A 14,417-nucleotide genomic window follows, 5' to 3' on the forward strand; every position below is an offset into this window, starting at 1 on the left:
GCGCTCGGAAAGATAGGGTGGCCGACGTGACGCGCGAGGGCGGCCAGACCGCCGACGACCAGGCGACGGCCGCCGACGGCAAGGTGCCGGCACCGGCCGCGACGTCGCCCGCAGCGGCACGCAAGGCCTCCGTCGACGAGCGCAAGGCGGCGGCCCACAAGGCTCGGCAGCGGGTGGCGGTCATCATCCCCGCCAAGGACGAGTCGCGGCGCATCGCCGCCACCGTCCGCTCCGCCCGCGCCATCCCCCACGTGGACCTGGTGCTGGTGGTCGACGACGGTTCCGAGGACGACACCCAGCACGTCGCGCGCGAGGCCGGCGCGGTGGTGGTCCGCCACTCGCACAACCGGGGCAAGGCGGCTGCCATGGAGACCGGGGCGGCGGTCGTCGCCATGCGCGACGCGCCCGACCGGCAGCCCCGCATCCTGCTGTTCATCGACGGCGACCTGGGCGAGACCGCCGTGAACACCGCGCCGCTGGTGCCGCCGGTGTTCGAGGGCCACGCGGACCTGGCCATCGCCCTGATCCCGCCGCAGCCGGGTGCCGGCGGCCGCGGGATCGTCGTCGGCGCCGCCCGCCGTGCCATCGCGTCGATGACCGGGTGGACCCCGACGCAGCCCCTGTCGGGCATGCGCTGCCTGACCCGCGAGGCGTTCGAGGCGGCCACCCCGCTGGCCCACGGGTGGGGCGTCGAGACGGGGATGACGATCGACCTGCTGCGCCGCGGGTTCCGCGTCGTCGAGGTGCCGTGCGACCTCAGGCACCGGCCCTCGGGCTCGGACCTCAAGGGGCAGCTGCACCGCGCGGCGCAGTACCGGGACGTGCAGATGGCGGTGAACGCCCGCCGGGTGCGGCGCGCCGCCGGTGCTGTCCGGCGGACCGTCGCCCCCGCGCAGCCGCCGCAGACGCACCGCTAGTCGGCGCGCGCAGGCTCCTTCGCCGGCTCCGCGGGGGACAGCTCGCCCTCCGGGGCGCCCAGCCGCCACTGCGCGGCCGCGGCCACCAGGCACGGCACGGCGACCGCGATCCCCGTGGCCGGGACCACGATGCCGGAGTCGTTCATGAGGAACCCGACCGTCAGCGCGGCGGCGATCGCGGCGACCGCGGGGCGCAGCAGCGGGACCGCGCTGGTCAGCCCGGCCAGCGGTCCCCGCCCCATGAGGGCGCCGCGGCGCGGGAGCCCACCCACGACGACCAGCCACGTGAGCGCGATGCCGCCGATCGCGGTCACCAGGTACCGCCACGACGTCAGCACCCGCAGGTTGACCGCGATCTTGCGGCCGACCACGTCCCACAGGCCGCCGTCGAGGACGGTCGCGAAGAACCGGCCCAGGTGGGTGCGGTCCCCGGCCGGACGCATCCAGTCGAGCACCGCGAACCCGCCGACCACCACGACGCCGACCAGCGCGATCAGCCCGATCCACCGCCAGCTGACCTTCCGGCCGCTCACCACGATGGTCAGCATCGCGAACGCCAGGATGAGCGCGGGCGGGCCCCCGAAGTCGCTGCCCAGGCCGGGGGCGCCGTCGACGACGACGAGCACCAGCCCGAGAGCGGCGACGACGACCGTGGCGAGCGTGCGCCGGCCGCGCCGCAGCAGCGGGTCGGCCAGTGCGACCGCGAGCAGCAGACCAGCCGCCGTGAGCAGGGCGAACGCCTGGTTGCTCATCCCGTAGAAGCGCGCGGCGAGGAGCCGGTGGGCGCCCATCGGCGAGTCGATGACCAGCGTGGAGCCGGTGCAGGCGTCGACCGCGAGCACCGCCACCGTCACCCCCGCCACCAGCCCCGCCGGCCCCAGCAGGTTGCGGCGCCACGGTCCGACCAGCGCGACGACCGTGATGAGCGCGATCCACCCGAGGAGCACCCACCAGAACATGGTTCTCGGCATGGCGGACGTCCACCACGGGACGGTGTTGGTGAGGAACGAGGCCACCGGGGCGGCGGCCAGCGCCAGCGCTCCCACGTGCAGCAGCCGCAGCGCCGGGCGCAGGGGACGGCGGTCGGAGCGGCCGGTGCGGGTGAGGATGATCGCCGCGGCCACGAAGAGGACGGCCTGGATGAGCACGAGCCGCGTCGAGTAGGCGCCGCTGACCCGCGTGACCATGGTGGCGTGCTGCTGGATGTCGAGCAGCTGGGCCACCCGCGCGGTCGCCGTGCCCGTGGGCGGTCCCGGCAGGATCTCTGCACCGCTGAGCGCCGCGGCGTCGTTGTCGAGCCCGATGCCGTCCAGCAGGGTCGGTGTCACGTCGACCGACTGGATGAGGCCCGCCTGGCGGGTGGAGCCGGAGGTCAGGAGGCTGTCGACGTACTCCTGGCCGTTCGGGGCCGGCCCGGTGGCGGCCGCCAGCTGGAGGGCGGTGCGACCGGAGTCCGCCAGCGAGACCACCAGGACGGTCGCGCCGGAGCGCTGCGCGCCTGCGAGCACGGCGCCGATCCGGGTGTCGATGGCCTGCGCCTGCAGCGCCCGCGACGGCTCGATGATCGCGTCCGGCGTCGACACGTCGGGCGGCGCCGGCTCGCCCAGCTCGTCGTCCGGGGCGGTCGGGGTCGGCTGCGGGGTGCTCGGCCGCGGCGCGGTGGCGTACCCCGGGTCCCGCAGCGAGCCGGCGTCGACGACCACCAGCGCCGAGGTCGCCAGGGCGTCGCGCACCGCCCGCGTGAGCCCCGTGCCCGTGGTCGGGAGCAGCTGGTGGGTGCCCACAGGGATGCCGCCGGCGCCGGCCAGCGCGATCGCGGCGCCCGGCCCGATGCCGGTCACCACGGTGCCGGCGTCGGCCAGCATGTCGCCGAACAGTCCCGGGGTGGCGCCGTACGACTCGGCGTCGGCAGCTGCCACGTACTCCTCCCAGCCGGGCACCTCGCCGCTCTCGCCCGGGTCGCGCAGCGTGCGGCAGGTGCCGTCGTCGGCGCGCACGTCCGCGGCGCGCGTGCCGGAGGACACCCCGAGCCAGCCGTCCGCGGGGCAGGACCGGGACGCCACGCTCCGGGCGGCGACCAGCCCGACGGACCCCGCACGGGACAGGTTCCACAGCGCGGGGGTGGTGAGCGTGGTGACGTCGTCCCAGCGGACCCCCGTGACGCCGACCAGCACGACCGGGGGCTGCTCGGCCGCCTCCGCCGGCGTCGCCAGCAGCACCCCCGCCACGCCGAGCAGCAGGACGAGCGCCGCGCCGCGAAGCCGGGACGCGCGCGGGCGGGCAGGGGTCAGCACCGTTCCAGCCTACGGGCGCACTACCCTCGACCCGGGCGGCGCTGCGGGGCATCCGTGCAGCGTGCACATCATCTGCACGGGAGGGACGCCATGACCAACGGGCTGCCGCGGTACGCCTACCTGGGTCCGGCCGGGACGTTCACCGAGGCCGCGCTGCGCCAGGTCGCCGCGGCCGGCGAGTGCGTGGACGTGCCGGTCGCCGACGTGTCGTCGGCTATCGACGCCGTCCGCACGGGCGAGGCGGACTTCGCGGTCGTCGCCATCGAGAGCACCGTGGAGGGCGGCGTCACCGCCACGCTCGACAGTCTCGCGGCGGGCGACCCCCTGGTGATCCTGCGCGAGATGCTCGTCCCCGTGCAGTTCACGCTGGCAGCGGCGCCCGGGGTCCGGCTGTCGGAGGTGCGGCGGATCTCCGCGCACCCGCACGCCTGGGTGCAGTGCCGGCGCTGGCTGGCGCACCACCTGCCGTCGGTGGTGCACGTGCCGGCCACGTCGAACACCGCGCCCGCGGCCCTCATCGCGAGCGGTGGGGGTGCGGAGCTCGGCTTCGACGCGGCCCTCGTCCCGCCCGCCGCGGTCGACTCCTACGGGCTGGTGCCGCTGGCGCAGGACGTCGCGGACAACGTGTCGGCACAGACCCGGTTCGTCGTCGTCGGCCACCCGGGCTCGGTGCCTGCGCGGACCGGCGCCGACAAGACGACCCTCGTCGTGCACCTGCCCGACAACGAGGCCGGCGCGCTGCTCGCCATGCTCGAGCAGTTCGCGGTCCGCGGGGTGAACCTCTCCCGCATCGAGTCGCGTCCCATCGGCGACTCGCTCGGCCGCTACTCGTTCTCCCTGGACGCCGAGGGCCACATCACCGACGAGCGCGTCGGCGAAGCCGTGATGGGCCTGCACCGGCGCTGCCCGTACGTCCGGTTCCTCGGCTCCTACCCCCGCGCCGACGCGGTCGAGCCCACCGTCCACGTCGGCACGGCGGACCCGGACTTCGTCGGTGCGCGTGCCTGGCTGCAGCGGGTGCGCGCCGGCGCCGCGACCTGACGCTCAGGCCACCGGCGCCCGCACGACGAGCGCCGCGTGGTCCACCCGGGCGGACAGCTCCGTGACCCGCCCGACGATGTCGCCATCCACCTGCACGTGCTCCCCGCCCTGCACCACGACGCGGACCTCCTGTGCCCGGGTGTGGTCGATGCGGCCGATCTTGCCGGGCAGGTCGTTGCGCATGCCGGCGCCCTGCAGCACCACCTCGCCGAACAGCTGCGCCCAGCCGGCGATGCCGCCGCGCGTGTCGATCGCGGCGACGTCGAGCCAGCCGTCGTCGAGCTCCGCGTCCGGCAGCAGGGTGATCCCGCCGGGGAGCTTGCCGCAGTTGCCGATCAGCAGGCTGCGCAGCCGGGTCGACGTCATGGGCTGGTCGTCCAGCCGGACGTGCACGCGGGTGCGGCGGCCGTGCAGGTGCCGCATGCCGGACACGAAGTAGGCGATCCAGCCGACCCGAGCCTTAAGCTGCTCGTCGGTGTCGGACACCATCGCGGCGTCGAACCCGAGCCCGGCGATCACCAGGAAGATGTGGTCGCGCGGCAGGTCGAGCTGGTCGGGCAGGTCGTCGGCCGCCTCGGCCACGGCGTCGTCGACGTCGGACTCCCACCGGTGGACCCGCAGCCAGCCGACGTCGATGGTCCGGTCCCGACCCTCCAGCGCGACGTGCAGGGCGGCCATCGGGTCGCTCAGCGGCAGGTCGAGGTTGCGGGCCAGCAGGTTCCCCGTGCCCAGCGGCAGGAGCCCCATGGGCACCCCGGTGCCGACGAGGCCCTCGGCCACCGCCCGGACGGTGCCGTCCCCGCCGATCGCCACGACGACGTCCGCCCCCTCGGCGATCGCCTTGCGCGCCTGACCGACACCGGGGTCGGCGATCGTCGTCTCGAACCAGAGCGGCGCGGGAAGCCCCAGCTCCGCGCACGCCTCCAGCACGGCGGTGCGCAGCGCCGGCACGTCCGGCTTGGAGGGGTTGGCGACGAAGGCCACGAGCTGCGCGTCCTCGTCGACGTCCCGCGCCAGCCGCAGCGCCCGCGCGGTGGCGCTCTCCCGAGGGGACTCGATCCGCCGACGCAGCTCGCGCTGCCGCAGCCACAGGACGAGCACCAGGAGCAGGGCGGCGACCGCTGCGACGGCCGCGCTCACGGCCACCCACGCCTCCCAGGTCATGGGGCGAATCTACGGTGCGAGGGGTCGCGCGCGGGTCGGTAGGGTCGGGGGGTGATCGATCTGCGGCTCCTGCGGGAGGACCCCGACCTCGTCCGCGCCAGCCAGACCACGCGCGGGGACGACCCCCACCTGGTCGACCAGGTGCTAGACGCCGACGCGCGCCGGCGTTCCGCGCTGACCGAGTTCGAGACCCTGCGGGCCGAGCAGAAGTCCCTGGGCAAGCTGGTGGCGCAGGCACAGGGCGACCAGAAGCACGCGCTGCTGACCCGCGCCAAGCACCTGTCCGACCAGGTCAAGGCCCTGCAGTCCGACGCCGAGGCGGCCGAGGCGCACGCCACCGAGCTGAGCCGCCGGATCGCGAACATCGTCGAGGACGGCGTCCCGGCGGGCGGCGAGGACGACTACGTGGTGCTCAAGCACGTGGGGGACGCCCGCGCCTTCGACTTCCCGGTCAAGGACCACCTCGAGCTGGGCGAGGGGCTGGCGGCCATCGACACCGAGCGCGGCGCCAAGGTGTCCGGCGCCCGGTTCTACTTCCTCACCGGCATCGGCGCGCGCCTCGAGCTGGCCCTGCTCAACGCGGCCGTCGACAAGGCGATGAGCGCCGGCTTCACGCCCGTCATCACCCCGACGCTGGTCAAGCCGGAGATCATGGCCGGCACGGGCTTCCTCGGCGCCCACGCGGACGAGGTCTACCACCTGCCGGCCGACGACCTGTACCTCGTCGGCACCAGCGAGGTCGCACTCGCCGGGTACCACATGGGGGAGATCCTCGACCTGTCGGCCGGTCCGAAGCGCTACGCCGGCTGGTCGGCCTGCTACCGCCGCGAGGCCGGCTCGTACGGCAAGGACACCCGCGGGATCATCCGCGTGCACCAGTTCCACAAGGTCGAGGCCTTCACGTACACGACGGTCGAGGACGCCTACGACGAGCACCGCCGCATCCTCGCCTGGCAGGAGGAGATGCTCGCCCTCGCCGAGCTGCCGTACCGCGTGATCGACACGGCTGCCGGTGACCTGGGCTCGAGCGCCGCGCGCAAGTTCGACTGCGAGGCGTGGCTGCCCAGCCAGGAGCGGTACCTCGAGCTCACGTCGACCTCGAACTGCACGACGTTCCAGGCCCGCCGCCTGGGCGTCCGCGAGCGCACGGCGGACGGCTCGATGCGTCCTGTGGCCACCCTCAACGGCACCCTGGCCACCACCCGCTGGATCGTCGCGCTGCTGGAGAACCACCAGCAGGCCGACGGCTCCGTGCGTGTCCCGGAGGGGCTGCGTCCGTACCTGGGCGGCCTCGAGGTGCTGGAGCCCGTGCGATGACCCGCTGCCGCCTGGTCGCCCTCGACGTCGACGGGACGCTCATGTCCTACGACGGCGTCATCTCCGACGCGGTGCGCGAGGCGGTCCTGCAGGTCCGCGACTCCGGGCTGCACGTGGTCCTCGCCACGGGCCGCGGGGTGCACTCCGTGGCGCCCGTGGCCCGCGCGCTCGGGCTCACGGAGGGCTGGGTCGTGTGCTCGAACGGCGCCGTGACCGCCCGCCTGGACCCCGCCGCGGAGAACGGGTACGAGATCGTGCGGGTGGTCACGTTCGACCCCGGCCCCGCGCTGCGCACGATCGCCCTGGAGCTGCCCGACGCCCTGTTCGCCGTCGAGGACCTGGGCCTGGGCTTCCGCGTCTCCGCCGACTTCCCGGACGGCGAGCTGTCCGGCGACCTCGAGGTGGTGTCCTGGGACGAGCTCACCTCGACGCCCGCCACCCGCGTGGTCATCCGCAGCCCGCAGAGCACGCCCGAGGAGTTCCACGAGCTGGTCGAGCGCGTCGGCCTGCACGAGGTCGAGTACGCCGTCGGCTGGTCCGCGTGGCTGGACCTCACCCCCGGTGGGGTGTCCAAGGCCAGCGCCCTGGAGGAGGTCCGCCAGCACCTCGGCGTGCAGCCGCACGCCACCGTGGCGATCGGCGACGGCGGCAACGACGTGCAGATGCTGCGCTGGGCGGCGCGCGGGGTCGCGATGGGGCACGCGTCCGAGGCGGTCCGGGCCGCGGCCGACGAGGTCACGGGCACCATCGACGACGACGGCGCGCTCGCGGTCCTGCGCAGCCTCCTGGTCTGACGGACCATCTCGTCGGTCTGACGGACCGATCTCGACGGTTTCCGTCGTCGCGCCCCCATGACATCACGCTGTGACTGAATCGTGACCGGATTGCCCCGGCACGACTGTTGCGCCCGTTGTGCGTAGCCGATTGCATCGCTTGCAAGGGCGCGCACGCCGAACCGCTCGCGCCATTCCGACATGACGACGTGGAGGTCTCATGAACGGCACGCGCACACGCCGGGGTTACCGGGCAGCTGCAGCAGCGGGGGCAGGGTTCGCGCTGCTCCTGGCCGGATGCTCGGGCGGTGGTGGCGGCGACGACGACAGCACGGGGGAGGCGACGGCCGACTGCGCGGACTTCGAGTCCTACGGCGACCTGTCCGGGAAGACGATCTCGATCTACGCCGGGATCGTCGCGCCCGAGGACCAGCCCTACATCGACTCGTTCAAGCCGTTCGAGGAGTGCACCGGCGCCACGGTCGACTACCAGGCGGACAAGCAGTTCGAGCAGCAGATCCTGGTCCGCGCGGAGGCCGGCAACCCGCCCGACATCGCGATCGTCCCGCAGCCCGGCCTGCTGGCCCAGCTGGTCGGCACCGGCACGGTCGTCGAGGCGTCGCAGGGCACCTCGGACAACGTCGACGAGTTCTGGGACCCGGCCTGGAAGGAGTACGGCGCCGTCGACGGCACGTTCTACGCGGCACCGTCCGGCGCGAGCGTGAAGTCGCTCGTCTGGTACTCGCCGGCGCAGTTCGAGGAGAACGGCTGGGAGATCCCCACGACGCTCGACGACCTGGCGGACCTCACGGAGACGATCGCGGGCACCGGGATCAAGCCGTGGTGCGCCGGCATCGCGTCCGACGCCGCGACCGGCTGGCCGATCACGGACTGGATGGAGGACATGATGCTCCGGACCGCCGGCCCGGACGAGTTCGACCAGTGGGTCGCGCACGAGATCCCGTTCAACGGGCCGGAGGCCACGACCGCCCTCGACGCGGTCGGTGACTACCTGAAGAACCCGGACTACGTGAACGGTGGCTTCGGCGACGTCACGTCGATCGCCAGCACCGCGTTCCAGGACGGCGGCCTGCCGATCCTCGACGGCCAGTGCGCGCTGCACCGCATGGCGAGCTTCTACGCGGCGAACTGGCCGCAGGGCACGGAGGTCGCCGAGGACGGCGCCGTGTTCGCGTTCTACCTGCCGGGCGAGACCGAGGACGACCGCCCGGTGCTCGGCGCCGGCGAGTTCGTCACCCTGTTCGCCGACCGCCCGGAGGTGCACGCGCTCGCGGAGTTCTGGTCCAGCGACACCTGGGCCAACCTCAAGGCGAAGGCCAGCTCCGACCTCACGGGCGGCGGCTGGATCACCGCCAACACCGGGCTCGACCAGGCGAACCTGGTCAACCCGATCGACATCCTGTCCGCCGACATCCTGCTGGACGCCGACGCGGTGTTCCGGTTCGACGGGTCGGACCGGATCCCGGCGGCGGCGAACAACGCCTTCTGGAAGGAGGCGACGGCCTGGATCACCGGGCAGTCGACCGCAGACACCCTGGACAAGATCGAGGCCGCCTGGCCGGCGTCCTGACCTGAGCCCGGCTCCCGGGGCCGCCGCAGCGGCGACCCCGGGACCGGGCTGTCCCGGTCACGTCCGCGTCGTCGTCGTCCCCCGGAGGTTCGATGGAGCTCGCCGAGAAGTTCGGCACGATGGTGGTCGCCCTGCTGGCGTTCACCGCCGTGATCGGTCTCATCCTGTTCGTCGTCGCACTGCTCGAGAAGCGTGGCGTCCGACGCGTCGCCTGGTTCTTCGTCGGACCGACGGCGCTGCTCCTGGTCATCGGGCTGGTGTACCCGGCCGGGCGGACCATCGTCCGGTCGTTCTACGACGCGGCCAACGATGGGTTCATCGGGTTCGACAACTACTCGGCGATCTTCACCTCGTCCGACCAGCTCATCGTGCTGCGGAACACCGTGCTGTGGGTGCTGGTGGCGCCGTTCGTCGCCACGGCCGTGGGTCTGCTCTACGCGATCATCGTCGACGGGGCGCGCGGCGAGGCGTTCGCCAAGGCGCTGATCTTCCTGCCCATGGCCATCTCGTTCGTCGGCGCCTCGATCATCTGGAAGTTCGTCTACGAGTACCGGTTCTACGACCCCGACCTCGCGGTCAACCCGCAGCAGATCGGGCTGCTCAACCAGCTGGTCGTGTGGCTGGGTGGCCAACCCCAGCAGTTCCTCATCAGCGGGCCGTGGAACAACCTCTTCCTCATCGTCGTGATGATCTGGATCCAGGCTGGGTTCGCCATGACGATCCTGTCCGCCGCGATCAAGGCGATCCCCGCGGACATCGTCGAGGCCGCGCGGCTGGACGGGGTGTCCGGCTTCCGGATGTTCCGGTTCATCACCGTCCCGACCATCCGGCCGACGCTCGTGGTCGTCCTGACCACGATCGCCATCGGCAGCCTCAAGGTCTTCGACATCGTCCGGACCATGACCGGCGGGCTGTTCGGCACGAGCGTCGTGGCCAACGAGTTCTTCACGCAGAGCTTCAGCGCCGGCAACCAGGGCCTGGGGGCGGCGCTGGCCGTCCTGCTGTTCGTCCTGGTGGTGCCGATCATCGTCTACAACATCCGCCAGCTGCGCGCCTCGGAGGCACGATGACCGCCACCGGCCCCCAGCTCGACCTCAGCGGGATGCAGGGGCCGTCGGACACCCGGGACGGCCGGCCCGCCACGATCTCCGAGGCGACGAAGAAGCGCCTGAGCTCCCCGTGGGCGTCGCTGGTCGCGGTCGTCCTTGCGGTGGTGTGGACGATCCCCACCTTCGGCCTGCTCATCAGCTCGTTCCGGCCCGCCCGGGACATCAGCACGTCGGGCTGGTGGACGGTCCTCTTCGACCCGAACTTCACGCTCGAGAACTACGAGCTGGTGCTCTCGCCCGAGGGCACCAACTCGCTCGCGCCGTACATCGTCAACTCGCTGGTGATCGTGATCCCCGGCGTCGTCATCCCGATCCTCATCGCGTCGCTGGCCGCCTACGCGTTCGCGTGGATGGACTTCCGCGGCAAGAACGTGCTGTTCGTGGCGGTGTTCGCGCTGCAGATCGTGCCGATCCAGGTGACGCTCATCCCGCTGCTCAGCCTGTACGCGGACATCGGCATCGCGGGCACGTTCTGGTCCATCTGGCTGTCGCACACCATGTTCGGGCTGCCCCTGACCGTCTTCCTCCTGCACAACTTCATCCGGGAGGTCCCCAAGGAGCTGCTCGAGGCCGCGCGCGTCGACGGTGCCGGGCACGTGACGATCTACTTCCGGCTCATGCTCCCGATCCTCAAGCCGGCGCTCGCGGCCATCGGGATCTACCAGTTCCTCTGGGTGTGGAACGACCTGCTGGTGGCCCTGACGTTCGCCGGCTCGTCGCAGGAGGTCGCCCCGATGACGGTCGCCCTGTTCAACCTCACCGGCCAGCGCGGGTCGCAGTGGTTCCTGCTCACGGCCGGGGCGTTCGTGTCGATCATCGTGCCGGTGCTGGTGTTCCTCAGCCTGCAGCGGTACTTCGTGCGCGGCCTGCTGGCGGGGTCGGTCAAGGGGTAGGCGCTTAGCCTGGCCTCGTGCCCGCGCCCCTGCTGTTCGTCCTGTCGGGGCTGACCCAGTACCTGGGCGCCGCGCTCGCGGTCGGCATCTTCGGCGTCGTCGCCGCGTCGACCGTGGCGTGGCTGCGCATCGCGGTGGCCGCCCTGGTGCTCGTGGCGTGGCGGCGCCCCTGGCGGCTGGCGTGGGGCGGTCGGGACCTGCGCACGGCGGTCGTGTTCGGCGTGGTGCTCGCCGTGATGAACGTGGCGTTCTACGTGGCCATCGACCACCTGCCGCTCGGCACCGCGGTCGCGATCGAGTTCCTCGGCCCCGTGGCGGTCGCCGCCGTGACCGGGCACGGCTGGCGGGACCGGGTGGGCATCGCGGTGGCGGCGGTCGGTGTCGTCCTGCTGGCGGGGGTCAGCCTCGACGGGGGGCGGGACGCGGTGGTCGGCCTCGTGGCCATCGGCGTCGCGGCCGCGTGCTGGGCGGCGTACATCCTGCTCGGCCGGCGGGTGGCACGGGCGGCGAGCGGCGGCATCACGGGGTTGTCGGTGGCGATGGCCGCGGGCGCGGTGGTGCTCGCGCCGTTCCTGGCGGGTGGCGCCGGACCGGTGCTGCGCGACGCGCGGCTGGCGGCGTTGGTGGTGGCGATCGCCGTGTGCTCGTCGGTGGTCCCGTACGCCCTCGAGCAGGTGGTGCTGCGGCGGGTCCGGGCCGCCACGTTCGCGGTGCTCCTGGCGCTGCTGCCGGCGACGGCCGCCGTGATCGGCGCGGTGGTGCTCCGACAGGTGCCGCACGGGCTGGAGGTGGTGGGGCTGCTGCTGGTCTCCGGCGCGATCGTGCTCACCGGCCTGGACCGGGACGAGCCGGCGACGGACGAGGCGCCACCGCCGGCGTAGCGCTACAGATACTGCCCGGTGGTGGGCTGCGCGGTGCCGTCCGCGCCGACCTGGGGCTGCACGTGCTGCCCCTGGTGCCCGGGCGGCAGCGCCCGGCGCATCCCGGTGAGCTGCGACTGCGCGGCCATCTGCTGGGCGACCAGTGCGGTCTGGATGCCGTGGAACAGCCCCTCGAGCCACCCCACCAGCTGTGCCTGCGCGATCCGGAGCTCGGCGTCGGACGGGGCCTGGTCCTCGACGAACGGCAGCGTGATCCGGTGCAGCTCCGCCACGAGCTCGGGCGAGAGGCCCTCCTCGAGCTCGCTGAGCGAGCGCTCGTGGATCTCGGCCAGGCGGGCGCGGGCGGCGTCGTCCAGGGGTGCGCTGCGCACCTCGTCGAGCAGCTGCTTGATCATCGTGCCGATGCGCATGACCTTCGCCGGCTGGCCGACCAGCGAGGTGATGTCCTCGGGGGCGTCGTCGTCGGCGCCGGGGTCCAGGACGACCACCCTCGGCGTGTCGTCGGTGGGAGCGTCCGGTGCGGGGTTGTCGGTCATCCGGGCATTCTCACCGACTGCGCCCTCCCGCGCAGCGCTCGCAGGGCGGGGAACCTGTCGGATCGGGCACCCGGGACGCCGGTCGGAGCGGATTCCCGTGATCGCTAGGGTGTCCGGCATGGCTTGGCTCAGCGCACCTGCTCATGGTCGATGGCTCGAGGGTGAGACCGACCGGCTGCTCGAGTTCGGACGGGCGTCCGTGGTTCCCGGCGGGTTCGCCCGTCAGGACGAGGCCGGCGCCGCCGTGGACGGTCCTCTGGAGCTGTGGATCACGTGCCGTATGACCCACGTGTACGCGATCGGTCACCTGCTCGGGCGTCCGGGGTCGGCGGCGGTCGTGGACCACGGGCTCGCGGCGCTGGCGGGCGCCTTCCACGACGACGACCACGGCGGCTGGTTCGCCGAGGTGGAGCGCGACGGCACCCCGCGGGACACCGACAAGGCCGCGTACCCGCACGCGTTCGTCGTCCTCGCGGCCTCCAGCGCGGCCGCCGCGGGGCGTCCGGGCGCCCGCGCGCTGCTCGACGAGGCGCTCGCCGTCTCGCTGGAGAGGTTCTGGGACGACGAGGCCGGCATGGTGGTCGAGCAGTGGGACCGCGCGTTCACCACCCTCGACGGCTACCGCGGGGTCAACGCGAACATGCACACGGTCGAGGCGTACCTGGCGGCGGCCGACGTCACGGGGGACCGCGCCTGGTTGGACCGCGCGGTGCGGATCGTCGAGCGCGTGGTGCACGGCTGGGCGGCCGGCAACTCCTGGCGCATCCCCGAGCACTTCGACGCCGACTGGGTGCCGGACCTCGAGTACAACGTGGACACCCCGGCGCACCCGTTCCGTCCGTACGGCGCGACGATCGGGCACTGGCTGGAGTGGGCCCGCCTGACCCTGCACGCCCGCGCGGCGATCACCGCGCGCGGTGACGTGGCCCCCGCCTGGATGCTCGCGGACGCGACCTCCCTGTTCGACGCCGCCGTGCGCGAGGGCTGGGACGTCGACGGTGCCCCCGGGTTCGTCTACACCGTCGACTGGTCGGGGACGCCCGTCGTCCGCGAGCGGATGCACTGGGTCGCCGCCGAGGCCGTCGCCGCGGCCGCCGCCCTGCACGCCGCCACCGGCGAGCAGCGGTTCGACGACGCCTACACGCAGTGGTGGGAGTACATCGGCGCGCACCACCTCGACCCCGTGGGGGGTTCCTGGTGGCACGAGCTCGGCACCGACAACCGGGTCTCCCGCACGGTGTGGGCCGGCAAGGCCGACCTCTACCACGCCGTGCAGGCGACGCTGATCCCGCGCCTCCCGCTGACCCCGGTCATCGTCCCGGCCCTGGCCGCAGGCCTGCTCGACTGACCGCAGCGTCCGAGCAGCAGCAGCCCCTGGCCTCCATCTGCTCGGACGTCAGGGGATCAGCAGGACCTTGCCGAAGGCCTCGCCGGACTCGACCATGCGATGGGCGTCGGCCGCGTGCTCGAACCCGACGCGGGCGTGCACCACCGGCACCACGGAGCCGTCCGCGACGAACGGCCAGCAGTGCCGCCGGACGCCGTCCATGATCGCGACCTTCTGCACGTGCGGGCGCGAGCGCAGCAGAGCGCCCTGGATGCTCGCCCGCTTGGCCAGCAGCAGCCCCAGGTCGAGCTCGCCCCGACGGCCCTTCTGCATCCCGACGACCACCAGGCGGCCGTCGTCGGCGAGCATCGCCAGGTTGTCCGCTAGACCGCCGGCCCCCAGCACGTCGAGCACCACGTCGACACCCCGCCCCTGCGTCGCGTCGAGCACGCGCTCGACGAGCCCGGGGTCCCGGTGGTCGAGCGCCACGTCCGCGCCGAGCTCGTGGACGCGGGCGGTGCGCTGCGGCCCGCCCGCGGTCGCGAGGACGCGCTAGGCCAGCGCGCGGGCCAGC

At 73.3% G+C, this 14,417-nt stretch carries 12 protein-coding genes and 1 pseudogene; 9 read left to right on the forward strand and 4 right to left on the reverse strand.

Features of this window, described 5'->3' with window-relative positions; translation table 11 throughout:
* Positions 1-26: 26 nt before the first annotated feature.
* Positions 27-917, forward strand: a complete 891-nt coding sequence (locus RYN42_RS11020) for a glycosyltransferase family 2 protein (protein ID WP_399552465.1) — start codon at positions 27-29, stop codon at positions 915-917.
* On the opposite strand, the gene RYN42_RS11025 is transcribed toward RYN42_RS11020, so the two are convergent.
* Positions 914-3,211: a hypothetical protein gene (locus tag RYN42_RS11025; protein WP_315096057.1), complete on the reverse strand. Its 2,298-nt coding sequence runs from the start codon at positions 3,209-3,211 to the stop codon at positions 914-916. The two genes, RYN42_RS11020 and RYN42_RS11025, sit on opposite strands and share 4 nt — an antisense overlap.
* Before the next feature lie 90 nt (positions 3,212-3,301).
* On the opposite strand from RYN42_RS11025, the gene pheA reads away from it, so the two are divergent.
* Positions 3,302-4,252 (forward strand): prephenate dehydratase, encoded by a 951-nt coding sequence (gene pheA, locus RYN42_RS11030; protein WP_315096059.1) that lies wholly within the window; start codon positions 3,302-3,304, stop codon positions 4,250-4,252.
* Between the two features lie 3 nt (positions 4,253-4,255).
* On the opposite strand, the gene RYN42_RS11035 is transcribed toward pheA, so the two are convergent.
* Positions 4,256-5,416: a diacylglycerol kinase family protein gene (locus RYN42_RS11035; RefSeq protein ID WP_315096061.1), complete on the reverse strand. Its 1,161-nt coding sequence runs from the start codon at positions 5,414-5,416 to the stop codon at positions 4,256-4,258.
* Between the two features lie 51 nt (positions 5,417-5,467).
* Between RYN42_RS11035 and serS the strand changes: the two genes are divergently transcribed.
* The 6 genes from serS (at position 5,468) to RYN42_RS11065 (ending at position 11,980) form a co-directional block, all read left to right on the forward strand.
* Positions 5,468-6,733 carry a serine--tRNA ligase gene (gene serS, locus RYN42_RS11040; protein WP_315096062.1) on the forward strand — a complete coding sequence of 422 codons (1,266 nt, stop codon included), beginning with the start codon at positions 5,468-5,470 and terminating at the stop codon, positions 6,731-6,733.
* The gene (locus RYN42_RS11045; RefSeq protein ID WP_315096064.1) at positions 6,730-7,527 is read left to right on the forward strand and encodes an HAD family hydrolase; all 798 of its coding nucleotides are present in this window, start codon (positions 6,730-6,732) and stop codon (positions 7,525-7,527) included. The genes serS and RYN42_RS11045 overlap by 4 nt, the downstream gene beginning before the upstream one ends.
* Before the next feature lie 199 nt (positions 7,528-7,726).
* Complete coding sequence (locus RYN42_RS11050; protein ID WP_315096066.1) at positions 7,727-9,097, forward strand: ABC transporter substrate-binding protein; 1,371 nt, start codon at positions 7,727-7,729, stop codon at positions 9,095-9,097.
* A 92-nt stretch (positions 9,098-9,189) separates the two neighbouring features.
* The gene (locus RYN42_RS11055) at positions 9,190-10,167 is read left to right on the forward strand and encodes a sugar ABC transporter permease (RefSeq protein WP_315096067.1); all 978 of its coding nucleotides are present in this window, start codon (positions 9,190-9,192) and stop codon (positions 10,165-10,167) included.
* Complete coding sequence (locus RYN42_RS11060; protein ID WP_399552466.1) at positions 10,164-11,099, forward strand: carbohydrate ABC transporter permease; 936 nt, start codon at positions 10,164-10,166, stop codon at positions 11,097-11,099. Before RYN42_RS11055 ends, RYN42_RS11060 begins: the two co-directional genes overlap by 4 nt.
* A gap of 17 nt (positions 11,100-11,116) precedes the next feature.
* Positions 11,117-11,980 carry an EamA family transporter gene (locus tag RYN42_RS11065; protein WP_315096068.1) on the forward strand — a complete coding sequence of 288 codons (864 nt, stop codon included), beginning with the start codon at positions 11,117-11,119 and terminating at the stop codon, positions 11,978-11,980.
* Positions 11,981-11,982: 2 nt separating this feature from the next.
* Here RYN42_RS11065 and RYN42_RS11070 read toward each other — a convergent pair whose 3' ends face one another.
* Positions 11,983-12,516: a bacterial proteasome activator family protein gene (locus RYN42_RS11070; protein ID WP_315096069.1), complete on the reverse strand. Its 534-nt coding sequence runs from the start codon at positions 12,514-12,516 to the stop codon at positions 11,983-11,985.
* Between the two features lie 118 nt (positions 12,517-12,634).
* On the opposite strand from RYN42_RS11070, the gene RYN42_RS11075 reads away from it, so the two are divergent.
* Positions 12,635-13,864 (forward strand): AGE family epimerase/isomerase, encoded by a 1,230-nt coding sequence (locus RYN42_RS11075; protein ID WP_315096071.1) that lies wholly within the window; start codon positions 12,635-12,637, stop codon positions 13,862-13,864.
* A 48-nt stretch (positions 13,865-13,912) separates the two neighbouring features.
* Here RYN42_RS11075 and RYN42_RS11080 read toward each other — a convergent pair.
* Positions 13,913-14,383: pseudogene (locus RYN42_RS11080) on the reverse strand (zinc-binding dehydrogenase); the annotation flags it as partial.
* Positions 14,384-14,417 lie beyond the last annotated feature (34 nt).

The organism is uncultured Cellulomonas sp., from assembly GCF_963527515.1.
Lineage (GTDB): Bacteria > Actinomycetota > Actinomycetes > Actinomycetales > Cellulomonadaceae > Cellulomonas.

Bases quoted from the DNA above. Each gene is read 5' to 3' on its own strand.
- pheA (WP_315096059.1), top strand. From the start codon at position 3,302: ATGACCAACGGGCTGCCGCGGTACGCCTACCTGGGTCCGGCCGGGACG.
- RYN42_RS11035 (WP_315096061.1), bottom strand. From the start codon at position 5,416: ATGACCTGGGAGGCGTGGGTGGCCGTGAGCGCGGCCGTCGCAGCGGTC.
- RYN42_RS11045 (WP_315096064.1), top strand. From the start codon at position 6,730: ATGACCCGCTGCCGCCTGGTCGCCCTCGACGTCGACGGGACGCTCATG.
- RYN42_RS11050 (WP_315096066.1), top strand. From the start codon at position 7,727: ATGAACGGCACGCGCACACGCCGGGGTTACCGGGCAGCTGCAGCAGCG.
- RYN42_RS11055 (WP_315096067.1), top strand. From the start codon at position 9,190: ATGGAGCTCGCCGAGAAGTTCGGCACGATGGTGGTCGCCCTGCTGGCG.
- RYN42_RS11060 (WP_399552466.1), top strand. From the start codon at position 10,164: ATGACCGCCACCGGCCCCCAGCTCGACCTCAGCGGGATGCAGGGGCCG.
- RYN42_RS11070 (WP_315096069.1), bottom strand. From the start codon at position 12,516: ATGACCGACAACCCCGCACCGGACGCTCCCACCGACGACACGCCGAGG.
- RYN42_RS11075 (WP_315096071.1), top strand. From the start codon at position 12,635: ATGGCTTGGCTCAGCGCACCTGCTCATGGTCGATGGCTCGAGGGTGAG.